Source organism: Azospirillum sp. UENF 312511 (assembly GCF_058780635.1).
Genome location: NZ_JBSNCG010000004.1, coordinates 273,893 through 298,948 on the forward strand (window position 1 = coordinate 273,893; position 25,056 = coordinate 298,948).

General features: G+C 68.5%; 24 protein-coding genes. 11 read left to right on the forward strand and 13 right to left on the reverse strand.

All coding sequences use genetic code 11. The features are described 5' to 3' along the window. Nucleotides 1-58 precede the first annotated feature (58 nt). The 4 genes from fabD to ACWPN7_RS26685 form a co-directional block, all read right to left on the reverse strand. Nucleotides 59-2,758 (reverse strand): ACP S-malonyltransferase, encoded by a 2,700-nt coding sequence (fabD, locus tag ACWPN7_RS26670; RefSeq protein WP_492273514.1) that lies wholly within the window; start codon nt 2,756-2,758, stop codon nt 59-61. A gap of 254 nt (nt 2,759-3,012) precedes the next feature. Then, nucleotides 3,013-3,261, reverse strand: coding sequence for a DUF6200 domain-containing protein (locus ACWPN7_RS26675; RefSeq protein ID WP_200776042.1), 249 nt, complete (start codon nt 3,259-3,261; stop codon nt 3,013-3,015). A gap of 172 nt (nt 3,262-3,433) precedes the next feature. Continuing rightward, on the reverse strand, nt 3,434-3,793 hold the full coding sequence (locus tag ACWPN7_RS26680; protein ID WP_200776043.1) for a DUF6312 domain-containing protein: 360 nt from the start codon (nt 3,791-3,793) through the stop codon (nt 3,434-3,436). A 301-nt stretch (nt 3,794-4,094) separates the two neighbouring features. Next, entirely contained in the window at nt 4,095-4,244 is a 150-nt protein-coding gene (locus ACWPN7_RS26685) for a hypothetical protein (RefSeq protein ID WP_456529187.1), read from the reverse strand. A gap of 149 nt (nt 4,245-4,393) precedes the next feature. Between ACWPN7_RS26685 and tauA the strand changes: the two genes are divergently transcribed. From tauA to ACWPN7_RS26735, 10 genes are all read left to right on the forward strand, one after another. Beyond that, nucleotides 4,394-5,395, forward strand: coding sequence for a taurine ABC transporter substrate-binding protein (gene tauA, locus ACWPN7_RS26690; RefSeq protein ID WP_456521825.1), 1,002 nt, complete (start codon nt 4,394-4,396; stop codon nt 5,393-5,395). Nucleotides 5,396-5,420: 25 nt separating this feature from the next. Next, complete coding sequence (locus tag ACWPN7_RS26695) at nt 5,421-6,224, forward strand: taurine ABC transporter ATP-binding protein (protein WP_040137360.1); 804 nt, start codon at nt 5,421-5,423, stop codon at nt 6,222-6,224. Then, nucleotides 6,221-7,075, forward strand: a complete 855-nt coding sequence (locus ACWPN7_RS26700) for an ABC transporter permease subunit (RefSeq protein WP_040137359.1) — start codon at nt 6,221-6,223, stop codon at nt 7,073-7,075. Before ACWPN7_RS26695 ends, ACWPN7_RS26700 begins: the two co-directional genes overlap by 4 nt. A gap of 28 nt (nt 7,076-7,103) precedes the next feature. Continuing rightward, nucleotides 7,104-8,669 carry a choline-sulfatase gene (gene betC / locus ACWPN7_RS26705; protein ID WP_459196220.1) on the forward strand — a complete coding sequence of 522 codons (1,566 nt, stop codon included), beginning with the start codon at nt 7,104-7,106 and terminating at the stop codon, nt 8,667-8,669. A 30-nt stretch (nt 8,670-8,699) separates the two neighbouring features. Continuing rightward, a complete protein-coding gene (gene tauD, locus ACWPN7_RS26710) occupies nt 8,700-9,557 on the forward strand; it encodes a taurine dioxygenase (protein ID WP_040137357.1) in 858 nt (285 codons plus the stop codon). 46 nt (nt 9,558-9,603) lie between these two features. After that, the gene (locus ACWPN7_RS26715; protein ID WP_103039410.1) at nt 9,604-10,590 is read left to right on the forward strand and encodes an aliphatic sulfonate ABC transporter substrate-binding protein; all 987 of its coding nucleotides are present in this window, start codon (nt 9,604-9,606) and stop codon (nt 10,588-10,590) included. A gap of 12 nt (nt 10,591-10,602) precedes the next feature. After that, complete coding sequence (locus tag ACWPN7_RS26720; RefSeq protein ID WP_137118704.1) at nt 10,603-11,451, forward strand: ABC transporter permease; 849 nt, start codon at nt 10,603-10,605, stop codon at nt 11,449-11,451. 4 nt (nt 11,452-11,455) lie between these two features. Further along, the gene (locus ACWPN7_RS26725) at nt 11,456-12,229 is read left to right on the forward strand and encodes an ABC transporter ATP-binding protein (RefSeq protein ID WP_459196221.1); all 774 of its coding nucleotides are present in this window, start codon (nt 11,456-11,458) and stop codon (nt 12,227-12,229) included. 217 nt (nt 12,230-12,446) lie between these two features. Then, a complete protein-coding gene (locus ACWPN7_RS26730) occupies nt 12,447-13,361 on the forward strand; it encodes an aldo/keto reductase (protein ID WP_459196222.1) in 915 nt (304 codons plus the stop codon). Further along, on the forward strand, nt 13,361-14,032 hold the full coding sequence (locus tag ACWPN7_RS26735) for a DUF6064 family protein (RefSeq protein ID WP_459196223.1): 672 nt from the start codon (nt 13,361-13,363) through the stop codon (nt 14,030-14,032). The genes ACWPN7_RS26730 and ACWPN7_RS26735 overlap by 1 nt, the downstream gene beginning before the upstream one ends. Nucleotides 14,033-14,080: 48 nt before the next feature. On the opposite strand, the gene ACWPN7_RS26740 is transcribed toward ACWPN7_RS26735, so the two are convergent. From ACWPN7_RS26740 to ACWPN7_RS26775, 8 genes are all read right to left on the reverse strand, one after another. Beyond that, entirely contained in the window at nt 14,081-15,997 is a 1,917-nt protein-coding gene (locus tag ACWPN7_RS26740) for a nitric oxide reductase activation protein NorD (protein ID WP_459196224.1), read from the reverse strand. Between the two features lie 21 nt (nt 15,998-16,018). Then, nucleotides 16,019-16,831, reverse strand: a complete 813-nt coding sequence (locus tag ACWPN7_RS26745; RefSeq protein ID WP_035684008.1) for a CbbQ/NirQ/NorQ/GpvN family protein — start codon at nt 16,829-16,831, stop codon at nt 16,019-16,021. An 88-nt stretch (nt 16,832-16,919) separates the two neighbouring features. Continuing rightward, the gene (locus tag ACWPN7_RS26750; RefSeq protein WP_459196225.1) at nt 16,920-18,272 is read right to left on the reverse strand and encodes a cbb3-type cytochrome c oxidase subunit I; all 1,353 of its coding nucleotides are present in this window, start codon (nt 18,270-18,272) and stop codon (nt 16,920-16,922) included. A gap of 16 nt (nt 18,273-18,288) precedes the next feature. Next, nucleotides 18,289-18,741 (reverse strand): c-type cytochrome, encoded by a 453-nt coding sequence (locus ACWPN7_RS26755; protein ID WP_040137349.1) that lies wholly within the window; start codon nt 18,739-18,741, stop codon nt 18,289-18,291. Between the two features lie 304 nt (nt 18,742-19,045). Next, complete coding sequence (locus tag ACWPN7_RS26760) at nt 19,046-19,918, reverse strand: ParB/RepB/Spo0J family partition protein (protein WP_103039405.1); 873 nt, start codon at nt 19,916-19,918, stop codon at nt 19,046-19,048. Beyond that, entirely contained in the window at nt 19,908-20,927 is a 1,020-nt protein-coding gene (locus ACWPN7_RS26765) for an AAA family ATPase (RefSeq protein ID WP_040137347.1), read from the reverse strand. Before ACWPN7_RS26765 ends, ACWPN7_RS26760 begins: the two co-directional genes overlap by 11 nt. Before the next feature lie 98 nt (nt 20,928-21,025). Next, a complete protein-coding gene (locus ACWPN7_RS26770; protein ID WP_459196226.1) occupies nt 21,026-21,610 on the reverse strand; it encodes a hypothetical protein in 585 nt (194 codons plus the stop codon). 10 nt (nt 21,611-21,620) lie between these two features. Further along, nucleotides 21,621-22,460, reverse strand: a complete 840-nt coding sequence (locus ACWPN7_RS26775) for a helix-turn-helix domain-containing protein (protein WP_459196227.1) — start codon at nt 22,458-22,460, stop codon at nt 21,621-21,623. 749 nt (nt 22,461-23,209) lie between these two features. Between ACWPN7_RS26775 and ACWPN7_RS26780 the strand changes: the two genes are divergently transcribed. Further along, entirely contained in the window at nt 23,210-24,508 is a 1,299-nt protein-coding gene (locus tag ACWPN7_RS26780; protein WP_456524457.1) for a plasmid replication protein, read from the forward strand. 61 nt (nt 24,509-24,569) lie between these two features. On the opposite strand, the gene ACWPN7_RS26785 is transcribed toward ACWPN7_RS26780, so the two are convergent. After that, a complete protein-coding gene (locus ACWPN7_RS26785) occupies nt 24,570-24,926 on the reverse strand; it encodes a helix-turn-helix domain-containing protein (RefSeq protein WP_040137720.1) in 357 nt (118 codons plus the stop codon). Between the last annotated feature and the right edge of the window lie 130 nt (nt 24,927-25,056).

Consider the following 25,056-nt stretch of genomic DNA (forward strand, 5'->3'; position numbering starts at 1 on the left):
CTCCCCAGAGCCGCCGTTCCCAAGGACGCCTTGTCCGGGCGGAGTCCCGACATCCCGCTCAGCCCCTGCCGCCCGTTCCCAGCGCATCGACCAGCGCCTGCAGGCATTCCAGATCGCGTCCGAAGCGGTTCATCGCGATCACGGCCCGCCCGGCATCGTTCAACTGGTATTTGACGAAGGTGCCGAGGGTGCCCGACGGCCCGGCATCCAGGTAGCGGCGGGGCCGCGCCTCCGCCTCCATCCGCAGCACTGCCTCGCCGAAACGCACGGGCTGGCGGACGGCGCGCCACAGGCTGTCCGGTCCCACCGCCGGGACCCAGCCGATCCCGGCGGGCGAGAACAGCGGCAGGCGCGGCGCCTTGACGGCGAGGCCGGCGGCGAGACGGCGGAACTCGTCCTCCGCCGCGTCGATCAGCGCGCTGTGCAGGCCGATCCGGGCCGGAAGGATCTGGGCGGTCACGTCGCACTGCCGCAGACGCGCCGCCGCGCGGCGGACGGCGGACGCCGCTCCGGTCACCAGGAAATGCCGGTGGAAATGGACCGCCGCCACCGTGCAGCCATCGAACAGGTCGGGGCGCCGCTCCACCAGATCGGGATGGTCCAGCACCGCCAGAAGCCCCGCCGCGGGCGTCAGCCGCTGGAACAGGCGCGCCGTCTCGGCGGCGAAACCGATCCCGTCCTCCAGCGCGACCGCGCCGGACACCACGGCGGCGGCGATCTCCCCCACCCCGTAGCCCACCAGCAGGTCCGGAACGATCCCCCGCTCCTCCAGCACCGCCGCCAGGGCATGGCCGATGGCGACGAGCGCGACGCTGGCCGCGGCGGGATCGTCGAACGGCTCGCTCGCCGCCGCACCGCGGTAGAGCTGGTCGGTCAGCCGCAGGCCGTCCCCGGCCAGACGGGCGCACCGGTCCATCGCACCGCGGAAGACCGCGTCGCCGGCGTAGAGCGCCGCTCCCATCCGGAAATACTGCGACCCCTGGCCGCTGAGGAGGAAGGCGAGCCCGCCCGGCGGCGGCACCGCCGGCCGGGACGGGGCGGGAGGCTCCGGAACGGCGGCGGGTGCGGGGGCCGGCACGGGATCGGGAGCGATCGGCATCGGGGACTGGCGGATCTGGGCGATCATCCGCGTCAGCACCTGCCCCGGACCGGTCTCCACGAATTGGGGATCGGCGGTCGCGATCATGTAGGACACGGACTCGTACCAGCGGACCGAACTGGAAATCTGGCGCGCCAGGCAGCCGCGGATGTCATCCGGGTCGTAGGGCCTCGCCGTGTGGTTGGCGATCACCGGGATGGCCGGCGGCGCGAAGGCGAAGCTGCCCATGAAGGCGGCGAACTCCCGTTCCGCCTCCGTCATGTAGCGCGAATGGAACGCCGCGCTGACGTTGAGCTGGATGTACTTGGCGCCGGCCTGCCGGAACACCGGTTCGGCGCGCGGGATGTCCTCGACCGGGCCGGCGATCACCGTCTGCGTCGGGGTGTTGAGGTTGGCGACGTCGATGGAGGAGAGGCCGTTCCGCTCCAGCAGCCGCGCGATGTCGTCGGGCGGCAGGTCGATGACCGCCGCCATCGCGCCGCGCCGCGCCTGCTTCATCAACTGGCCGCGCTTGGCGACCAGCCGCAGGCCGGTTTCGAAATCGAAGACCCCGGCGGCCAGCAGCGCGTTGTATTCGCCCAGGCTGTGCCCGGCGACCAGATCGGGCCGGACGCCGCCGTCGGCCACCGCCGCCAGATGCGTCAGGGCGTTGACGACGAACAGCGCGGGCTGGGTGTATTCGGTCTGGGCGAGCCGGCGGTCGGGGTCCTCCAGGCACAAGGTTCTCAGCGAATAGCCGAGGATTTCGTCGGCCTTGGCCACCAGCGCGGGATAACGGTCGAACAGCGCCGCCCCCATGCCCTTCTGCTGCGAGCCCTGGCCGGGAAACACATGGGCGACCGCCTGGGCTTGGGCGACCGCCTGGGCTGCCGGATTGCGCCCAATCGCGGGGGGCGCCGCGGCCGGACGCGTGTTGCCGAGATCGCCGAGCATCGTCTGGATCATGTCCGCCCTCGCCGGCGCGTCGTTGATGAAGAAATGGCCGCCGGCCAGGCTGCGGGCGCGGAATTCCGCCCGTGTCAGCTCGCCCCAGGCCTGGAAGCCCGCGTCGCCCACCTGCTCGTCGGCCGTGCCGCGAAACGCGCTGATCGGGCAATCGAGGGGAGGCCGCGGCTCGTGCCGGTATTGTTCGAGCACGGTCAGATCGGCACGGATCACCGGCAGATAGAAGCGCATCAGTTCGGGGTCGTTCCGCACCGGCTCGGGAATGCCGCCGAACAGGAGCTGCAGCTTGTCGAGAAAGACCGAATCGGACAGCGCGCTCAGCAGGGGCGGCACGCGGGCGACGTGCGGCGCCTCACGGCCCGAAACGAAAAGGCGCGCGGCCCGGGGTTTCCCCGCGGCCCGGAGGGCGTGCGCCACCTCGAAGGCGAGAAGGCTGCCCATGCTGTGGCCGAACAGGGCATAGGGAACGTCCAGCAGCGTGGACATCCCATCGACGATGGCGTCCACCAGCGGCTGCAGGCGCGTTTCCAGCGGTTCCCGCAGCCTCGTTTCATGTCCGGGAAGCTGGATCGCGCACAGGTCGACCGTGGGCGGAAGGTGGTCCCGCCAGCTTACGAAGGCGGACGCACCGCGTCCCGCGTAGGAAAAACAGAACAGGCGGACTTCCGGGGACGCGACCGGCTTCGAATTGAGAATCCACGGATTGCCGCTCACCAGCCCTTCTCCAACTGCGATTTGGCTCGCGCCGCGATGTGACCATGTGCATCGCGGCAGGCCGGGGTCGGACGCCACAGGCACCGACCGGACATGCAAAGACCGTCGCTCGGCCGAAGGCGCGAGCGTGGGCACACGCCCCCGGCCGGCGCTCCGCAGGGCGTCGCTTCGGATTTTGGTGATGTGCGGACAGCCCGCCGTCAGTCAGGCTGCCCGCGGGAAGGAATCCAGTGCCCAACCGTCACCGGACGTGATCACCAGAAGGAGCCGTCCGACTTGGCGCTGGTGATCACGACGACGGGCTGCGACTTGATGCCGGCGGCCTGCAACTCCTCGAGCGTTTCCAGGACGACCTCGACCAGAGGCCCTTGCCCCTTGCGCAGCGCTTTGATGTCCCTGGACTTCTGATCGGGGAGATCGATGAAGACGATCTCGTTGCTCGGGATGCTCTCGTCGTCCGCCTTGTCGTCCAACGCGACCGACACCGTCTTCCTGACAGCCATGTTCCACTCCGTTCAAGGGCCACTGGCACCGGCATCCGCGCGGGAGCCGTACCGCTCGACAAAAATCCCCCCTCGGCGCCTCTCCATCGGAAGCGCGACGCGATGCGTGCCCCCGCTGCGGGTTCCGGCGGTTTCCGCCGGCGCAGTCCGGAGCGTCGAATCGGACGGCCGGTCAGTCGTAGGATCGGCGCTGCCGGTACGAACCGTCCGTGCGCGACTCGCTGAACCGCTTGCGGCCCTTGCCGAAGGCGTGAACCACGTTGGATCCCACGTCCAGCAGCCACCCATTGTTCTGGTCACGGTTGGACCGGTTGTGGACGTTGAGATAGGCCTCCAGCATCGTGTGCTGAGCCTCGACGAGACGGCGGACGAACCGTTCCGACTTCTCCACGAAGCTTTTTCCGTCGTCGTCCTCGTCGTCTTTGTCGTCGTCGTCCAGAGAGCAGATGTCCCGGGTGGACAGCTTCCCATCGGAAGCGATCGACAGGACGGAAATACGCTTCACCGCTTCGTCAAGTTTGATCTTGGGCATGATCCTACCTTCCCAGGAATTTGCAAAGGATTGTAACTTCGATCATCAGAATACTCAATAGAAACTTCAGCAACATGCAAATGTAATTAATAATCACACCAGATATCCTTCAATATAAAATGACGACAATAGTATTCATTGAGTGATCATCTCCAAGGCGCATGGCGAAGGACGCGGCTGAACCGTGCCGGCTGGAGCACCGCCGAGACGCTCCCCAGTGTCGGCCCGCCTTTGACGACTTGCCGCCGGCCTGTTGCAGGGAGGTTCGACAGGTCGGGACGATGCCTTTCCCAGTCACCGTTCACACGACGCGGACGGACTTCGGGCGTCCGAAATCGAGCATGCGGTTGAGAGCCTCGACGGCGACCGCGATTGCGATGGCTTGCGCCCCTTCGGTGTGGGAGCGCAGGGCGTCGCCGTGGTCGTCGGGGACAGCCGGGGCTGGGCGCATTCTCATTTTCACATTATTATGATGCTGTATGTGGAAAAATAATACACAGCGCTCCCGCTTCCCTGTTGCTTATTTCCCTTCTTAATATGTAGAGTTTCTCACCGGCGCACGATCCTGCCGCCGGGTGAAGACGGGGGAAACACGCGACCATGAAACAGTTCCTGCCCTCCATCGCCCTGTTCGCGCTGGCCACCCTGGCGCCGATGTCCGCCGAAGCCGCCGGCAAGATCGTCGTCGCCTACCAGACCGACGCGCTGCCGTCGTCGGTGGCGATTGCCAACGGGGACTTCGCCAAGGCGACCGGCGCCGAGATCGATTTCCGCAAGTTCAATTCGGGCGCCGACATCTTCGCCGCCATCGCGGCGGGCGACGTCCAGGTCGGCTATGTCGGCTCCAGCCCCTTCGCCGCCGCGGTCAGCCGCGGGCTGGACGTGAAGGCCTTCTACCTCGCCAGCGCCTCCGGCACCGACGAGGCGCTGGTGGTCCGCAACGGCTCCGGAATCGAGACGCCCGCCGATCTGAAGGGCAAGAAGCTGGCCGCCGCCCCGGTCTCGACCGACCATTACCAGCTCCTCGCCGTGCTGAAGCAGGAGAAGCTGAGCGAGCGCGACGCCCAGGTCTTCGCCATCCCGCAGCCCGACATCGTCGCGGCCTGGAACCGCGGCGACCTGGACGGCGCCTTCGTCTGGGACCCGGCGCTGACCGAGCTGAAGAAGACCGGCAAGGTCCTGCTGACCTCCCGGCAGGTAGCCGACCGCGGCGCCCCGACCTTCACCGCCTGGGTCGCCACCGCCGCCTTCGCCAAGGAGAACCCGGCGTTCCTGAAGAGCTTCGCCGGGGTGGTGGAGCGCTACAGCGTCTCCTTCCGCGACGACAAGGCCGCCTGGGGACCGGAATCGCCGAACGCCAAGACGCTGGCCGGGCTTCTCGGCGGCACGCCGTCCGATCAGGCGGCGGCGCTGAACAACCTGTCGCTGATCCCGGCCAAGCAGCAGGCCACCAAGGACTGGCTGGACGGCGGCGAGAACAGCGGCACCGCCAAAATCCTGAAGGAAACCGCCGAGTTCCTGAAGGAGCAGAAGAAGGTCTCCACCGTGCTGCCCAGCTACGGCGGCTTCGTCACGGCGGACCACGTCAAGGCCCTGCCCTGACGCGCGGCCGGACGGGAGGCCCGCCATGCTCCGGGTGCAGAACGCCAGCGTGTTCTTTCCTGGCCGTGACGGCGGGGTGATCCACGCGCTGGACCGCGCGTCGCTGGAGATCGACGCCAACAGCATCGTCGTCGCGCTGGGGGCGTCGGGCTGCGGCAAATCCACGCTGCTGAACGCCATCGCCGGCTTCCTTCCCCTGTCGGACGGCAGCATCACGCTGGACGGGCAGCCGGTGGAGCGCCCCGGCGCCGACCGCGGCGTGGTGTTCCAGAAGGACACGCTGCTGCCCTGGAAGAGCGTGCTGGACAATGTGGCGCTGGGTCTGGATTTCGCCGGCCTCCCCCTGCGGGAGCGGCGGGACCGCGCCGCCGAGCTGCTGCGCCTCGTCGGGCTGGAGGGCTTCGCCAAGGCCGCCCCGCACGAGCTGTCCGGCGGCATGCGCCAGCGCGTCGGCATCGCCCGCGCGCTGGCCACCGACCCGAAGATCCTGCTGATGGACGAGCCGTTCGGCGCGCTCGACAGCCTGACGCGGGAGCAGATGCAGGAACTGCTGGTCGACGTCTGGGCGCGCACCGGCAAGCGCATCTTCTTCATCACCCACTCCATCGAGGAGGCGCTGTTCCTCGGCACGACGGTGGTGGTGATGTCGCCGCGCCCCGGCCGGATCGTGGCGCGCTTCGACCTCGACTTCGTCCGGCGCTTTGCCGCCGAACGGGACGTACGCGCCATCCTGTCCGACCCGGACTTCGGGGACCTGCACAACCGCATCCGCGATCTCGTCCATCGTCCGCATCACGCGACGGTCCACCGCGGGGAGACGCTGCAATGACCGACGCCGCCCGCACGACCACCGAACCCCTCGCGGTCCCCGCCGCCCGGCCCCGGACCGTCGCCCTGCGGCCTTTCGGGCTGGACGGCGCGCGGACCGGTCCGATCAGCGCGGTCACCGGCCTCCTGTTGATCGCCGCATGGTTTCTGGTGTCGCATTACCGGCTGGTGACGCCGCTGTTCCTGCCGGCACCGGGGGAGGTGGTCGCCCAGTTCCTCGCCATCCTGGAGGACGGTTACGCCGGCGCCACGCTTGGGGAGCATGTGTCGGCCAGCCTGCTGCGCATCCTCGCCGCGGCGCTGATCGCGGCGTCGCTGGGCATCCCGCTGGGGCTGACGATGGGGCTGAACCGCTGGGCCAAGGGCGTCCTCGACACCCCCATCGAGTTCTACTGGCCGCTGCCGCCGCTGGCCTATCTGCCGCTGATGATCATCTGGCTGGGCATCGGGGAGGTGTCGAAGATCGCCCTGCTGACGCTGGCGATGTTCGCCCCGATCTGCCTGTCGGCGCAGGCCGGCGTGCGGTCGCTGCCCATCGAGCGGGTCAACGCCGCGCTGTCGCTGGGGGCCACGCGCTGGCAGCTCTTCCGCGCCATCGTGCTGCCCAGCGCCCTGCCGGAGATCCTGACCGGCCTGCGCATCGCCATCGGCGTCGGCTGGAGCACGCTGGTCGCCGCGGAGCTGATCGCGGCGACGCGCGGCATCGGCTTCATGATCATGTCCGCCTCGCATTTCCTGGCCACCGACGTGGTGTTCGTCGGCATCGGCATCATCGCCGCCTGGGCCTTCGCCTTTTCCTACGGGATGCGCCTGCTGGAATCCTGGCTGGTGCCGTGGAAGGGCAAGACCTGACGCTTTCCCGAACCGGAGTGCCTTAACCGTGTCGCGGCCCCCCAACATCCTGTTCATCATGGCCGACCAGATGGCGGCCCCCGCCCTGCCCTTCCACGGTCATCCGGTCGTCAAGACGCCGAACCTGTCGCGGCTGGCCGCGGAAGGCGTGGTGTTCGACAACGCCTACTGCAACTACCCGCTCTGCGCGCCGTCGCGCTTCGCGCTGCTGTCGGGGCGGCTGCCCTCGGCCATCGGCGCCTTCGACAACGCGGCGGAGTTCGCCTCCTCCGTGCCGACCTTCGTGCATTACGCCCGCGCCGCCGGTTACCGCACCTGCCTGTCGGGCAAGATGCATTTCGTCGGCGCCGATCAGCTCCACGGCTTCGAGGAGCGGCTGACCACCGACGTCTATCCCGCCGATTTCGGCTGGACGCCCGATTGGGGGAACGGGGCGCTGGCCTACGACTGGTCGCATCACATGGCGAGCGTGGTCGAGGCCGGCCCCTGCCACCGCAGCCTGCAGATCGACTTCGACGAGGAGACTGCGCATCAGGCGGTGCAGAAGATCTACGATTACGGCCGCACCGCAGCCAACACGGCGGACGAGGCCCCCTTCCTGCTGGCGGTGTCCTTCACCCACCCGCACGACCCCTTCAACTGCCTGCCCGAGCATTGGGACCTCTACGACCACGCGGCGATCGACCTGCCGTCGGTGCCGGCCATCCCGCCGGAGCGGCTCGATCCGCACAGTCGGCGGCTCCACTACATGGACGGGCTGCACCGCTACGACCTGACAGAGGAGCGGGTGCGCACCGCCCGCCACGCCTATTACGGCTCCATCAGCTATGTGGACGAGCTGGTCGGGCGCCTGCTGACCGCGCTGGAGCGGGCCGGGCTGGCCGAAGACACTATCATCGTCTTCACCGGCGACCATGGCGAGATGCTGGGCGAGCGGGGCATGTGGTACAAGATGACCTTCTTCGAATGGTCGTCCCGCGTGCCGCTGCTGGTGCACGCTCCGGGACGCTGGGCGGCGCGGCGGGTGTCGGCCCCGGTGTCGCACGTCGATCTGTTCCCCACCATCCTCGACCTGCTCGACGGCCGGGCGCCGCTGCCGGTCGACCCGTTCGACGGCGAAAGCCTGCTGCCTCTGCTCGCCGGTTCGGCGCGCGGCGCCGGCCGCACCATCTTCGCGGAGTATCTGGGGGAAGGGACGCTGAACCCCGCCTTCATGGTGCGGCGCGGCCGCTACAAATACATCGCCTGCGACGGCGACCCGCCGCAGCTCTACGATCTGGAGGCCGACCCGAAGGAGCTGGTCAACCGCGCCGGCGCGCGCGATCTCGCCGCCATCGAGGCCGATCTGTCCGCATCGGTCGCTCGGCGCTGGAACGCGCCGGCCCTGCGCCGGGCGGTGATCGAGAGCCAGAACCGGCGGCTGTTCGTCCACAAGGTGCTGCTGACCGGGCGCCACACGCCCTGGGATTTCCAACCCCACCGCAACGCCGCCACCTCCTACGTCCGCAATTTCGGGGTCGCCGAGGACACGCTGAAGGCGCTGGCCCGCCTGCCCGCGGTGGAGCCGGTGGCGCCCGACCGTCCCGGCGCCTGACCTTTCCTGTCCGCATCTGAGGGAACCGCCATGCCCGACATTTCGCTGCCCAGCCTGTCCATCACCCCCGTCAGCCCGGCCATCGGCGCGCGGGTGGAGGGGCTGGACCTCACCCATCCGCTGAGCGACGCGGAGGCCGCCGCGCTGGAGCGCGCGCTGGTCACCCATCAGGTGCTGTTCTTCGAGAACCAACCGCTGACGCCCGCGGCGCAACGCGCCTTCGCCGCCCGCTTCGGCAGCCTGCACGTCCACCCCGTCTACCCCAACGTGCCCGAGCAGCCGGAGATCATGGTGCTCGACACCGGGCCGCACAACGTGACGGACAACGACGTCTGGCACACCGATGTGACCTGCATCGAGACGCCGCCGGCCATCGTGGCGCTGTCGGGCAAGCGAATCCCGCCCAACGGCGGCGACACCGTGTGGGCCAGCAACATCGCCGCCTACAACGGCCTGTCGGAACCGCTGCGCCGCCTGCTCGACCCGCTGAGCGCGCTGCACGACTTCACCAAATCCTTTCCCGAATGGCGGCACAGCGGCGATCTGGAGACGCACGCCCGCTGGCGCGCGGCCCGCGACCGCCACCCGCCGGTGACCCACCCGGTGGTCCGCGTCCATCCGGTGAGCGGCGCCAAGGCGCTGTTCGTGAACGAGAACTTCACCGCGCGCATCGTCGGGCTGAGCGACCGCGAGAGCGCGGCCATCCTCGACCTGCTGTTCGACCACATCAGCCGCCCGGAATTCACCGTGCGCTGGCGGTGGAAGGCCGACGACCTCGTGCTGTGGGACAACCGCTCCACCCAGCATTACGCGGTGAACGACTATCTGCCGCACAGCCGCCTGATGCACCGCGCCACCGTTCTGGGCGACCGGCCCGTCGGACCCTGAGCAAACCTCTCATAACAATATCAAATCCCTAGGGAGAAATCTGACCGTGACGAGCCTGTTCCCGCGCCGCGCCGTGCTCGGCGCCCTGTTCGCCGCCGCCCTGTCCAGCCTTCTGCCGGGCGCTGCCCGCGCCGCCGACAAAGTGACGGAGATCCGCCTCGACTACGCCTACTACAACCCGGTCAGCCTCGTGCTGAAGGAAAAGGGCTGGCTGGAGGAGGAGCTGAAGAAGGACGGGATCGCCGTGCGCTGGGTGCTCAGCCTCGGTTCCAACAAGGCGCTGGAGTTCCTGAACGCCGGCAGCCTGGATTTCGGCTCGACCGCCGGGGCGGCGGCGCTGATCGCGCGGATCAACGGCAATCCCATCAAATCGGTCTACGTCTATTCCAAGCCGGAATGGACCGCCCTGGTCACCGGCCCGAACAGCGCCATCACGAAGGTCGAGGACCTGAAGGGCAAGCGCGTCGCCGTCACCCGCGGCACCGACCCGCACATCTTCCTGGTCCGCACGCTCGCCCGGCACAAGCTGACCGACAAGGACATCAAGCTGGTCCTGCTGCAGCACCAGGACGGCCGGCTGGCGCTGGAGAAGGGCGATGTGGACGCCTGGGCGGGGCTCGACCCGCTGATGGCCCAGGCGGAGATCGACAACGGCGCCACGCTGTTCTACCGCAACGCCGCCGCCAACACATGGGGCGTGCTGAACGTGCGGGAGGAGTTCGCCACACAGCAGCCGGAGCTGGTCGCCCGCGTGCTGCGCGCCTATGAGAAGGCCCGCGCCCACGCGCTCGCCAACCCGGCGGAGCTGAAGACGACCATCGCCACCGCGGCGAAACTGTCGGAGCCGGTGGCCGCCCGCCAGTTGGAACGCACCGACCTCAGCCACAGCGCCATCGGCGCGGAGCAGGCCGACACCATCCTCCAGGCCGGCCTCGCCCTTCAGGAGAGCGGCGTTCTGGGCGCCGAGGTGGACGTGAAAGGTGCGGTGGCGGCGCTGATCGACCCGTCCTTCTCCAAGGCGCTGACCCAGTAAGGGGGTGGTTCCGTGGCCGTCATCGAACCGGCGCTGGACCGGCAAGAATCCGGCGCCGTTTCCCTTCCGGAGGCATCCGGTGCAGCGCCGCGCCGCCGCTGGCTGGACTGGCTGGCCGGCCTGATCGTCCCGCTGGCCCTGGCGCTCGGCTGGGAGGTCGCGGTGGCGCAGGGCTGGGCCAATGGGCGCCTGCTGCCGCCGCCCAGCCGCATCCTGTCCACCCTGTGGGGCCTGTGGCGGTCCGGCGACCTGATCACCCATGTGCTGGCGACGCTGGGCCGGGTGGGGCTGGGCTTCCTGTTCGGGGTGCTGGCGGGGACGGTGCTGGGGGCGCTCACCGGCTATCTGAGCTGGGCGCGCCGCCTGCTCGACCCCACCCTGCAGGCGCTGCGCTCCATCCCGTCGATCGCCTGGGTGCCGCTGTTCATTCTGTGGTTCGGCATCTTCGAGACCTCGAAGGTCATCCTGATCGCGGTCGGCGTCTTCTTTCCCATCTATCTGGCCCTGTCCGGCGCCATCCTGGACGTGGACCGCAAGCTGGTGGAGGTCGGGCGCATCTTCCGCCTGTCGGGGCCGGCGCTGGTGTGGCGCATCCTGCTGCCGGCGACCCTGCCCGCCTATGCGCTGGCGCTGCGCGCCGGTTTGGGGCTCGGCTGGATGTTCGTGGTGGCGGCGGAGTTCATGGGGGCCAGCGAGGGGCTGGGCTTCCTGCTGACCGACGGGCAGATGACCGGCCAGCCGGCGACCATCCTCGCCTCCATCGTCGCCTTCGCGGTGCTGGGCAAGCTGACCGACGGGCTGCTGGCCGCCCTGTCCCGCCCGCTCCTGCGCTGGCAGGATTCCTTCAAGCCGGAGGGTTGAGCCGATGCTGCGCATCGACGGATTGAGCAAGCGCTACCCCAACGGCCATCTGGCGCTGGAGGAAATCGGGCTGGAGGTGGCGCCGGGGGAAATCCTCGGCGTCGTCGGCGGCTCCGGCTGCGGCAAGAGCACGCTGCTGCGGCTGATCGCCGGGCTGGAGGCGCCGACCGCCGGGGAGGTCGTGCTGAACGGCCGGCCGGCCCGCGGCCCGCGCGACGAGATCGGTTTCGTCTTCCAGGAGCCGCGGCTGATGCCCTGGCTGCGCATCCGCGACAACGTCGCCTTCGGCATCCGCCACCTGCCGAAGGCGGAACGCGAGGCCCGCACGGTGCAGGCGCTGGCGCGCGTCGGCCTCGCCGACTTCGCCGGGGCGTGGCCGCGCGAACTGTCCGGTGGCATGGCCCAGCGCGCGGCCCTGGCCCGCGCGCTGGTCGGGCGGCCCTCTGTCCTGCTGCTCGACGAGCCCTTCTCGGCGCTGGACGCGCTGACCCGCTACGACCTGCAGGACCATCTGCTGAGCCTGTGGGCCTACGACCGCCCGACGCTGATCCTGGTCACCCACGACATCGAGGAGGCGCTTGTCCTGGCCGATCGCGTCGTGGTGATGCTGCCCCGTCCGGGCCGGGTGCTGACCATCGCGACACCGCCGCTGTCACGCCCGCGCGATCGCACCGACCCGTTGTTCGAGGTCTGGAAGCACCGCCTGCTCGCCGACCTCAGCCGGGCGTTCCGCCACCGCATCAGCGGCGAGGAGGCGTTCCCCGCCGCCGCCATCTGACCGCTGTCCCATTCGTTGCGAAGACGCGCCAAATAACACAGATAATCATGGCAATCGTTCAAATATAAGAAAAATCTTAAGTGGGATCACTCTCTGTGTTGTCAGGTTGCTATCGGGGAAGGGAGGATGGATTTCACCGAAGGCAAGGCTTTGCGCACCGGCACCGTGCAGGTGCCTCGTCGAGAGCGCGGCGGCACGGAGACGACAGGGAGGGAGCATGAGAGCGACACGACGCGCCGTTCTGCGCGGCGTTCTGGCCGGAGCCGCGCTGATGATGCCGCTGCGCGTCCAGGCACAGAGCGGAGAAGCGCCGGTTCGACGCATTCCATCCTCGGGAGAGGCCATTCCTCCCGTGGGCCTGGGCACTTGGATCACCTTCAACGTCGGTGATGATGCCGAACTGCGCACGGAATGCGCGGCGGTCATGCGGGCCTTCTTCGAGATGGGGGGCCGGATGATCGACTCCTCGCCCATGTATGGGTCCTCCCAGGCGGTGGTCGGTGATGGACTCCGGACGCTGGAGCACCCCTCCACCCTGTTCGCCGCGGACAAGGTCTGGATTTCCTCGGGCACGCGCGGGCCGTCGCAGATCGAGGAGTCGCGCCGCCTGTGGGACGTGCCGCGCTTCGACCTGCTTCAGGTGCACAACCTGCTGTCCTGGGAGGAGCATCTCAAGACGCTGTTCGCCATGAAGGCGGCGGGTCAACTCCGCTACGTCGGCATCACGACGTCGGAAGGGCGGCGCCACGACCTGTTCGAGGAGATCATGCGCCGGCAGCCTCTCGACTTCGTGCAGCTCACCTACAACATCGTCGACCGCGAGGCGGAGGAGCGCATCCTGCCCCTGGCGGCGGACCGCGGAATCGGTGTGATCGTCAACCGCCCGTTTCAGCAGGGCGTGCTGCTCCGCCGGCTGTCGGGCCGCCCCCTGCCCTCCTGGGCCGCCGACATCGGCGCGTCCAGCTGGGCGCAGTTCGTCCTGAAATTCATCATCTCCCATCCCGCCGTGACCGTGGCCATCCCGGCGACCAGCCAGGTCGCGCATGTGCGCGAGAACATGGCCGCGATGGCCGGGCCGATGCCCGACGCCGCGATGCGACGGCGCATGGCCGACCATGTCAGGGGCCTCTGATGCCGGAGTGGTGGACCTATTCGACCGAGGACTTTCTGCTCTTCAGCCCCCGCACCTACTGGCGGCTGATCGAACGGCACAACGAGGCGCTCTGGCCGGCGCATGTCCTGATGCTGCTGCTCGGCGTGGTCATTCTGCTGTGGCTCGTCCGGCCCCGCCCATGGTCGCACCGGGTGATCGCTGGGACCCTGGCCGTGCTGTGGGCGTGGTTGGCCTGGAGCTTCCTCTGGGAGCGCTACGCCACCATCAACTGGGCCGCACCCTATGTGGCGCCGTTTTTCGCGCTTCAGGCCATCCTGCTGGCCTTGGTCGGTGGCCGGCTTCGCTGGTCGCTCTCATGGACCGGACGGGCGCTCGCGGGGCTTGCGCTGTTCCTCTATGCGCTTGCCCTGCACCCCCTCGCGGCACTCCTCGCGGGACGGCCCCTGCGCGGCGCCGAGGTCTTCGGCATCACCCCGGACCCGACCGCGATCGCCACCATTGGCCTGGTCATGATGGCGGACGGGCGATGGGCATGGTCGCTGCTCGCCGTGCCGATGGCGTGGTGCCTCGCCAGCTGGGCGACCTTGCACAGCATGGAGGCACCGGAACAATGGGCGCTTCTCGGGGCGGCGCTGGTTGCCCTCCTCCCCGTCATGCGTCGGCGGACTGCCCGTGATGCCGGGCCGTGATGCCGGGTCGTGACGCCCACCGCGGATCGTCGAGGCCCGCAGTTCCGCCTATCCCACCACTTGCCGGTACAGCGCCGGCAACGCCTTCGTCAAATGCGTGACCTGCGGGAAGATCGCGTAGCCGCCACGGCCGAACAGGTAGGGGAAATAGTCGCGCGCCTCGGCGTCCACGGTGATGCCGAACAAGGCGATGCCCTGGCGGCGGGCCTCCTGGATCGCCACGCGGGTGTCCTCGATGCCGTAACGTCCCTCGTAATGGTCCACGTCGTTGGGCTTGCCGTCCGACAGCAAGATGAGCAGGCGGTGGCGGTTGGGCCGTTCCGCCAGACGCGCGGCGGTGTGGCGCAGAGCCGCCCCCATGCGGGTGTAATGGCCGGGCTTCAGCGCCTGGACACGCCGCTGCACCCGGGCGTTCAAGGGCTCGTCGAACTCCTTGACCGTCTGCACCCGCACCCAGTCGCGCTTCTTCGAGGTGAAGGCGAAGATGGCGTGCGGGTCGCCGCAGGCGTTCAGCCCGTTGGACAGGGCCAGCAGAGCTTCCTTCTCGACGTCCAGCACGCGGTGCCCGTCCACCCAGCCGTCGGTGGACAGCGAGGTGTCGACCAGCACCGCCACCGCCAGATCGCGCGCGGCGTTGCGCGCCGCCTGATAGACGCGGTCGCTGCCCGCCCCGCCCGCGCGCTGGTCGGCGCAGCGGCGCACCAGGGCGGTGAGGTCGAGGTCGTCGCCGTCCGGCTGGCCGGTGAAGACCATGCGCTTGGGGCGCAGCGCCTCGAACTGGCGGCGGACCTGCCGGATGCGGCGCAGGGCGGCCTCGTCGGGCGCCCAGTCCTCGCCGTCCTCCGGCGCCGGTTCGGCGACGACTCGGCAATGGGCGGGGTGATAAGCGCGGCGGCGATGATCCCATTCCGGATAGGTCAGCACCGCCGTCAGCGGCGCCGCCTCCACGGCGGCGGGCGCCAGATCGAGATCGAGCTTCAGCCGGGTCGAGGGCTTGCGCTGATGCTGGGCGAGCGCGATCTCCTCCATGTCGTCGGCGGCCTGACGGGCGGCGTCCTCGTCGTCGTCATCGACCGGGCGGGGGATGTTCAACATCTCCGCCAGACCGAAGATCTTCTCGAAGCGGTTCAGCATCAGCGGGTCCTCACGCTGCACCTGATCGCTGTCGCACCGCGTCGCCTTGCGACGCTGGCCGTCGCTCTCGGAGGAGGGCGCCGCGGCTTCGTCCTCCGCTGCGGCATCGGGAGCGGGTGGCGCGCCGGATGGCACGGGACCCGAAACCTCACCCCACAGGGGCACCGGCAGGAACGGCTTGTAGCCGGCCGGGGCGGCGAAACGCGCCAGCGGAACCGTCCCGTCCAGGACCGCGCCGCCGTCGCCGTCGCCGTCGCCCAGCAGGGCCAGCACCGCCGCTTCCACCATCGCCTCGTCCTTCGGCAGGGAGCGCTTGGGCCGGACGGCGAGCAGCGCCGCGCACAGCTCACCATGCAGGCGGGCCAAACCCGGCCAGCGCATGAGAACCCGCGCGGTGGTCGCCCGGGCCTGCCGCAGCGCCCGCACATCATCTCGCAACGGATCGGCGATAACCTCGCCGTCGGCCTCGGCGTGGGCGAAATAGGCGGCCAGCCATTCGTAGAGCCGCTCGTTCAGCGCCGCGTCGGGAAACACGTCGAGCAGGGTGGGCAGTTGAAGAACGTCGCCGTCCAGCGCCGGCCGCTCCAGCCGTTCGGTGCCGAGGCCGATCCGCTCCAGCAGCGACAGCCGGTGGCCGGAGGACGCCCGCGCGGCGGCGGCCAGCCGCACGCCCCGGTCGCCGCCCAGCCCGCGGAAGAACACCGCCAGCCGGGGCCGGATCGCCTCCAGCGTCACCGCGGCATCCGGATGGTGCGGCAGGCTCGACCGGCCGCCGACCAAGCGGTGCCAGTGGCGGCCGATGAACTCCTCGGGCTCAAGCAGCGACAGCATGGTCCGTTCCCCTTGTTTCGCTTACCCGAGGGCGATGTCGGCGACGCGCAGCAGCGCCTGCCGGACGTCGGCGTCATCGGTCAGCGGTTCGATCAGCGCGGTGCGGATCGCCCGCTCGGGCTTGACGCCGGAGCGGATCAGCGTGGCGCAGTAGACGAGCAGGCGGGTGGAGACGCCTTCCTCAAGGTCCTGACCCTTCAGGGCGCGCAGCGCGCCGGCCAGACGGACCAGCGGGGCGACGCGCCCCTCCGGCAGGCCGCTCTCGCGGGCGACGATGACGGCCTCGTCCTCCGGCGCCGGGAAGTCGAATTCGATGGCAAGGAACCGCTGGCGCGTGCTGGGCTTCAGGGTCTTCAGGACGTTCTGGTAACCGGGGTTGTAGGACACCACCAGCATGAAGTCGTCCGGCGCCTCCAGCAGTTCGCCGGTGCGGTCGAGCGGCAGCAGGCGGCGGTCGTCGGTCAGCGGGTGCAGCACGACGGTCACGTCCTTGCGCGCCTCCACCACCTCGTCGAGGTAGCAGACGGCGCCCTCGCGCACGGCGCGGGTCAGCGGGCCGTCCGCCCACACCGTGTCGCCGCCCTTGAGCAGATAGCGGCCCGTCAGGTCGGCGGCGGTCAGGTCGTCGTGGCAGGACACGGTGTAGAGGGGACGACCCAGCCGGGCCGCCATGTGCGAGACGAAGCGCGTCTTGCCACAGCCCGTCGGCCCCTTCAGCAGCAGCGGCAGGCGGTGGCGGAAGGCGTGCTCGAACAGCTCGCACTCGTCGCCGACGGCCTTGTAGTAGGGAATGTCGAGGTCGTCCGCGACGGCCTTCAGGGCGCTGCGGGTCATGGGTGTCTCCTCGAAAGCGAAAGGCGAAAGCGGAAGGCGGGAAAGAGAGGCCCCCTCCCCCGGCGCGCGGAGGAGGGGAAGGTCCTGATCACTCGGCGGGCTGGACAGCGGCGCCGATCCCGGTGGTCTTCCGGGAGGCGGGCACCGGCCCGAGCAGAGCGTAGAGATAGAGGACGGCGCCGATGAACACCGCCGCACCGGCGGCCAGACGCACCCAGTAGAAGGGGGCGATCTCCGCCTGGACGGTCATATAGTCCATGCCCATCACGCGCTGCAGGTGGACCTGCACGACCCCGGCGAAGGTCAGGGCGAAGGTCATCACCGTCATGCCGCCGGTCATCAGCCAGAAGCTGGCCTTGTTGAGGGTCTGGTGGTAGGGGGCGACGCCGCGCAGATGCGGCATGGCGTAGCTGAAGATGGCGAGGTTGATCATCACATAGGCGCCGAAGAAGGCGAGATGCCCGTGCGCCGCCGTCACCTGCGTGCCGTGGGTGTAGTAGTTGACCCAGGACAGCGTGTGCAGGAAGCCCCAGACGCCGGCGCCGAAGAAGGCGGTCACCGCGCAGCCGACCGACCACAGCAGGGCAGCCTTGTTCGGGTGATCGCGCCCGCCCTTCAGCACCATCTTCACGGCGAAGACGACCATGAAGAAGAAGGGGGCGACCTCCAGGGTCGAGAACAGCGAGCCGATCCACTGCCAGTAGCCCGGCGTGCCGATCCAGTAGTAATGGTGCCCGGTGCCCAGCAGGCCGGAGAACAGGGCCAGCCCGACGATGGCGTAGAGCCATTTCTCGACGATCTCGCGGTCGACGCCGGTCATCTTGATCATCAGGAAGGCGAGGATCGAGGCCATCACCAGCTCCCACACGCCCTCGACCCAGAGATGGACGACGTACCACCAGTACATCTTGTCCAGCGCGAGGTTGGTCGGGTTGTAGAAGGAGAACAGGAAGAACAGCGCGATGCCCCACAGCCCCATCACCAGGATGTTGGTGATGACCGTGCGCCGGCCCTTCAGCACCGTCATGGAGATGTTGTAGAGGAACATCAGCGCGACGACGACGATGGCGACCTTGATCCAGGTCGGCTGTTCCAGAAACTCGCGCCCCTCGTGGATGCGGAAGACGTAGCCGACGACGGCGGCCAGCGCGCCGAACATGAACAGGCCGAACTGGATGTAGGCCAGCTTCGGGCTGTGCAGCTCGCGCTCCGCCTCCTCGGGAATCAGATAGTAGGCAGCACCGAAGAAGCCCATCAGCAGCCAGACGATCAGCGCGTTGGTGTGGATCATCCGCAGGATGTTGAAGGGCAGCAGTTCCGACAGGAGGTTGGGCAGCACATAGACCGTGCCGGCCAGCAGGCCGACCAGGAGCTGCACGCCGAACAGGGCCAACGCGCCGTAGAAGTAGGGCAGCGCGACCTTTTGGGATTCGTATTTCATGGCCTTTCGTCCTTCGTCAGCCGGAAATCTTGGGCGGCCAGTTCTGGGTGTTGATGCGGCTGGTCCACTCCAGGAAGGCGGCGAGGTCGTTGACCTCCTGCTCCGTCAGATTGAACTGCGGCATCTGGCGCCGGCCCTCGACGCCGCTGGGCTGCGCGGCCATCCAGCCGGCCAGAGCGGCGCGAGCGCCCTCCGCGTCCTTGTCACCGCCGTAGCGGATCCAGACATTGCCCAGTTCCGGCGCGAAATAGGCGCCCTCGCCCAGCAGCGTGTGGCAGTTGATGCAGGAGTTTTTTTCCCACACATGCTTGCCGCGGGCGACGCTCTCGGTCAGGCCCTTGCTGTCGGTGCCGGTGTTGACGACATAGATGTGGCTTGCCGCCGTCAGCGAGACGAAGGCGGCGAAGAAGAAGAGCGATCCGCCGTAAAAAATGTTTCGGGCGGCCGCTTTGGTGAAGCGTTCCGTCATGCGTTCGTTTCTCCTGGGTCAGGCCCCCGAGTCAGACCTTCGTGGAACGGAGGGGCCTCGAGCGGCGTTGGCCGTGCGCCATGCCGGAGAAAGTTGACTGATTTGGTGCGACTATCCTTGACGGCGGTCAAGCGGACGGCCGCGTTTCGAACGCGAGGGGTCGACGGTCTTTTGTGACGATCGGTGCCGGGGAAGAACCGGGCATGTGGGACGTCCCACATGCCCGGTTCGTGATGCCCGGTCTTTGAAAACACGAGAGGCGCTCCGCCGATGTGGGACGTCCCACATCAGGGGCCGAGCATACTCAGTCGGCGCCCTGGAGAATGGCGTCGATTTCCGCGCGGAGCTGGAGCAGGCGCTCGCGGTGCGCGGTGTCGAGCAGGTGGCGCTGTTCGCGCACGACGGCCACGTCGCGGATGATGCGCTTGACGCTCGCCTGGAGTGTGCGTTCCGGATCGTGCGGTCCGGCTTCGCGGACGGAAGGGGATTGCCCTTGCGCGTGGTCGCGCTTGGCCTGCCGGACAGCCTTGACGGAGGCTCCCTCCTTCGCCTGTTCCCACAGCGCCGGACGCAGGTCATCGGGAGCGGCGGCGATCTCGATCAGCACCGACCGGGACACCCGCGTGCAGGACGCCGCGTACTCCTCCAGCATGTCCGCCGGCAAGGTCAGGATGGCCAGCAGCTTGGTGATGTCGGTGCGGTCCTTGCCGACCACCGCGGCCAGCTCGTCGTGGGTGTAGCCGTGCTTCTCCACCAGACGGGCGAGGGCGGCCGCATACTCCACCGCGTTGAGATCGACGCGCTGGACGTTGTCGATCAGCCCGATCTCGTCCGGGTCGCCGGAGGTGAGAATGGCGAAGACCGTCTTGCGGCCGAGGATCTCATGGGCACGCACCCGGCGCTCGCCGCCGATGAGCAGATAGTCGCCCTGCGGCAGCGGCCGGACGAGGATCGGGTTCTGCAAGCCGTAACGGTCGATGGACGCGGCCAAGCTGCGCAGCTCCGCCTCGTCGAAGTGGCGGCGCGGCTGGTCGGGATTGCGGTGCACCCGGTCGATGTCCAGCTCCACCACATGCGGGAAGCCGGCCGACGTGCCGAACAGCTTGTCGGTGCCGATCGACAGGGTAGAGGTGCCGCCCAGCAGCTCCTTCGTCTTGCGCTCGAACTTACGCGACATGGCTCGTCTCCCGCTGCGTGGCGTAGGCGCGGATCTGGCGGGCCACCTCGCGGAAGGTCTCCGCCCCCGGGGCGCCCGGATCGCCGGCCAGCGTGATCATGCCGGCGGCCGCAGCCTTGCCGTAGACCGTGGCACGCGGGATCGGGGGGAACACCGGAACCTGCTCGGCGTAGGATTCACGCAGCTCCTGAAGCGTCGCGCGGTCCTGGGTCAGGCGCTCGTTGTACATGGTGGGGATGATGCCGGCGATCTTCAGTCGGGGATTCACGCGGCGGCGAATGCGGGTGATCGTGTCCACAAGCCGCTTCACGCCCAGCAGGGACAGCGCCTCGGTCTGAACCGGCACCAGGACCAGTTCGGCCGCCGACAGGGCGTTGGCCGTGACCAGCCCCAAATTGGGCGCGCAGTCCATCACCACGAAGTCGTAGGAGGCGCGGACCTCGTCGAGCTTCTCGCGCAGCACGAGCCCGCCGGTGGAGTCGGCGGCCAGCTCGACGTCGGCGTCGGCCAGCGAAAGGCCCGCCGGGACGAGATCGAGCCCGCGTTCCCCGGTCGGAACGATCACCGACGAGATCGGCTCGTCGGAGCGGAGCACGAAATAAAGCGTCTTGCGCCGCTGCTCCAGATCGACGATGGCGGCGTTGCCGACGCCGACATGGACCGTCGCGTTGCTCTGGGAGTCGCAATCGATCAGCAGCACCCGCGCGCCCCCCTCCGTCAGGGCATAGGCGAGATTCACCGCCGTGGCGGTCTTCCCCACGCCCCCCTTCTGGTTGGCGATCGCCAGGAAGGTCGCCGAGCGTGGCCGGTCTTCCGTGGTCTGGTCCACCAGGAAATCCTGCACCTGTTGGGGGATGCGCTCCGCCCCGCCTTCCCAGCGGCTGATCTTCGCCTTCGTGTAGCTGCGGCCGAGCTGATCGTTGAGCCAATCGGCAAATTGCGTCTGGTTTTCCCCACGGCGCTCGCGCAATTGGCGCATGTCGTCCCCACCAAGCGGCGGCATCGTCATCCCCTTCGTTCGGTTTCGGGGATTCTGCGCAAGTTGCCGGAACTTTGTCAATGGACGCCCACCCAGTTGCCGGAACTGAACGCGCGGGCCACGCCCGGTCACTCCATCCCGCGGACGGGGATCACCTCGCCCTGGCAAGCTCCGGCGATCGCTCGCAGCCGCTGCGCCAGGACACGCTCCCGCGCGCAGGCCTCCTCGCACAGGGCCCGCATCTCGGCGATGCTCGGCCGCCACTTCTTCGTCCGGCGCCAGGCGCGCGCCGCCGCGTCGATGGCCCAGACCGGGAATTCGCCGAGATCCTCGACCCAGTCCATGGCCACCAGCTGCTCGACGTCGGGCGTCAAGCCCTTGGCCGGGAAATGCGACAGCAAAGCCAGCACGCGGCCGAGCAGACGATCGGGCTCGGCCGGAGCCAGGATGGAGTCTTCCAGTTCGCTCAGCATCCGCCGCGCCATGGCGGCTTGCCGGGCCGAAAGGGTCGCCGGTGGAAACCAGGTTTCCTGAAGCCCTTCGAAACCGTTGTCGCCGAAGCGCGGGCGGTGTTCCAGGTGACCGGTGGTCAGGACCTCCCGCAACGCCTCCGGAAAGGCGGCGACGAGGAGCCGGGACCGCTCCGCCGGCGCCATCGTCGGATCGAAGGGCAGCGGGGACCGCCCCGGCAGGGGCATCACAGCAACGGACATCGGGACCTCCTCAGAAACGGGGGCGGGTGTGGGACGGGGTGTTCCGGGTGTCCTTCAGGCGGGCGTCCTTCAGGCGATCGGCGACGGCCATCCAGGCGTTGACGCGCTGTTCGGCCACGCTTTGGCGGCCGTGGCCGACACCGGGGATGGTGCCGGGAATGGTGCCGGGGATGGCGCCCGCAGCCGGTGGGGCGGTTTTGTCCGCGGGGGCCTTGCCGGCCGCCACGTCCTGGGACAGCCAAGCCCTCCAGGCGGCCGATATGTCGCGGTAGCGATAGCCGTGCGCCTGACAGCGCAGGACGAACCCCTCGACGTGCCGGCCGAGGTCGACGGTGCCGAACCGGCTTCGGGCCCAGGTGAAATCTCCGGCGGTGGGCATCCAATCCTCAGGAACATCGCGCACCGGCTGGCGCCCGCCCGAAGCGTGCGAGTCCGGAATCTGTTCGGGATGGAGCTGTTCCTGACTCGGTGTTGGACAGGGGGCGTTCGCCGGCGAGTCATCCCTGTCATGGTCCCGGACAGGGCGGGGCTGGGGCTGCGTCGCGGCCTCGTTCTGGGCGATGCGCAGCCGGTACAGGCAGGACAGCCGGGAGCCGTCGCGGCCGCGGCGGTGCTCGATGCCGACCAGCCCCATGTCGTCGAGACGCTGCAGGATGCGGTTGATGGTCGGGCGCGAGCGTTTCAGCTTTGCGGCAAGCGTCGACTGCGACGGCCAGCAGACGCCGTTCTCGTCGGCGAAGGTGGCGAGCGCCGCCAGGACCGCGAATCCGTCGGCGTCGAGATCGGGGTGGTCGAGCCACCAGGCGGGGATCTTTCCCCAACGGCTGGCGGTGTCGGTCGTGCTGGTCATCCGGGACTCCGGCAAAAGCGTGAAACCGGCATGGGCCGGCGGTCTTGCGGGCAGGATTCCCCGACGGCACCGGAGTCTCCAAAGCGCGCCCGTCTCCTATCGGCAGGTGGCGGGCGCGTTTGTGGTAGGTGTCAGGCGCGCTTGCGGAGGTCGCAGGCGCGTCTCATGCAGGCGGCAGGCGCGGACATGAAGGTCGCAGGCGCGGTTGACGGCGCGAATCGGGACGGGCTGAAACGCGCCTGCAACCTATCGAGTTGCCGCACCGGCGCGGAGCGCGCCCGTTCCTGTAGGTCACAGGCGCCTTTGGCGGCGTGTTGCTGTAGGACACAGGCGCGTTCGAATCGCCGGCGGCCATGAAGGCGTCAGGCGCGTTTCGAATCGCCGGATTCTCTAGGTGGCAGGCGCGTTTCGCGATTGCGGAGTGGCAGTAGGTGTCAGGCGCGCTCGAACCCGATGCCCCGGTTGCAGCCGGAGCAGGACTCCGGTCGGCTACGGTTGTGCCCCGGAGCCGTGACCGGTTGGCCGTCACCCGGCCTTGCCGAGGGACGGATGTCCGATTCGCAGCCAAGCCGGGCCGTCGTCCGACAAACGCGCCTGTGACCTACTGCTTGCGCGCCTGTCGCCTCCTGGAAGCGCGCCTGCCACCTACCGGATGCGCGCCTGCCACCTATGGAACCGTGCGCGACGTCGTTGCGTTGAACGGCGGAAGCGGCATAGGCTTGGTGTTCAGGATTGCGGAGAGGCACCAGATGTCGGGGCAGATCGTCGTCAAGCAGCGCCGTACGGAGACGCAGGGGCAGACTCTCCAGGGCACGCTGTTCGAGCACATCGACACCACCACGGGCCGGCGGCACAGCGTCAACATGGTCTCCCTGTACGATCTGGCCCCGAAATACGTGTTTGACAGCCCCGAATCGAAAGCCAACGGACAGGCGGCGCACAACCTGGAGCCCAGGGACCCCGCGGCCCAGGATGACCGCCTGCCGATGATCCACCGCCAGTTCTCCTTCGCCGACCAGATCTACCACCTCACGGTCGTGCCGGCGCGCATCCAGCGCCGGGTGAAGGGCAGGGACGGCCGTTTCGTCCGCGATTCCAGCGGAGCCCACGTGGTGGAGGAGATCGACGCCTATCCGGGCGAGCGCGAACAGATCATCGAGGACGTGATCCGCAAGCTGGCCTCGGACCCGGCGCGCCTGTCGGTGGACAACGGGGAGGCGATCCTGCGCTTCTCCCTCTACGAGATCTGGCAGGAGCTGCGCTCCGTCCGGCACACCCTCAGCATTCCCGAGATCAAGGAGGCGCTGATGGTCATGCGGCGCTGCACGATTCAGATCGAGCGCCGCGGCCGCCGCAAGGTGATGATGGACTCCGGCATTTTCGCCGGTCTCGGGCTGCGGCAGCGTCCCAACGAGACGGACGACGCCGACGACGCGTCGATTCTCGATGACGAGAGCGGCGATGCGGAAACCTTCGTGCAGTTCAACATGATGCTGCGCGAGGCGATCCGCCGGGTCGACTGGCATTCGATCTCCTACGAAGCCCTGATGAAGATCCGCAACCCGTTCTCGCGCTGGCTGTTCAAGCGCATCGCCGAGACGTTGCGGCAGGACCCCTCGCAGTCGGTCGTGCCGATCACCGCCCGCGACATCATCCGTGATTCCGGGATGGCGGAGTGGTCGCGATTCCGCGACATGCGGCTGCGGATTCACGATGTCGTCAAGGCGCTCGCCGATACGCAGATCGGGGCGCTCGACCGCATCGAGATCGAGGAGATCAAGGAAGGGCGGAAGTACGTCGACGTCGAGTACAACCTCTACCCCTCGCAGTCCTTCCTCGACCAGATCCGTCGCGCGGTGGCCGAGCGCTCGGTCAACGAGCGCGAACTCACCCTGGTGGTCAACAACGACGACCTCGATGAAGCCGGTCGTCCCAAGCGCTTCGTTCCCGTCACCCCGGAAACCGCCAGCCAGAGCCGCCGCCGCCGCCGGGCCGCGCTGCCGAAGGGGAGCGACGGGCAGATGCCTCTGCTGGACATCGTCAAGTAAGACCGGGGTCAAGTAAGAGCGGGTCGGGGTGGCGTCTTCCCGGCCCCGATCCGGCACAGGGTCAGGAGAGGCGGGGGTCGATGGCGCCCTGGTCCTTCCTGTCCGCGTAGCGCCGCATGTTTTCCGGATCGAAGATGACCTTGGCGGCTTCGCGGAAGGTCTCCTTCTCGTTCATGCCTTCCTCGTCGAAGAAGGACATCACGCGCTCGATGAACCACATCTGGTCGATCTGCAGCACCTGCGCGAGTTTCGGCGCGGTGTAGAGCGGCACGCGGGAGCGCTTCTTTTCGATCATGGTGATGAAGTTGGAATTCTTGTAACCAATGAGGCCGGCGAGTTGAACTTGCGATAGCCCCAGTTCCTCACGGCGTTCGCGAACGATGTCGCCCGGATGGGTGAGGTGCCTCAAGTCGGCCATAATTCTTGCTCTCATGGTTGGGTGCGCCTCAGTGAGCGCTTCGTAACTAAGTATGCGCTCAGGAGATACGCTTTCAACATCAAAAAGCGGTCTCCGGGGGACGTTGGCGCACAAATTGGCGGAAGCAGCC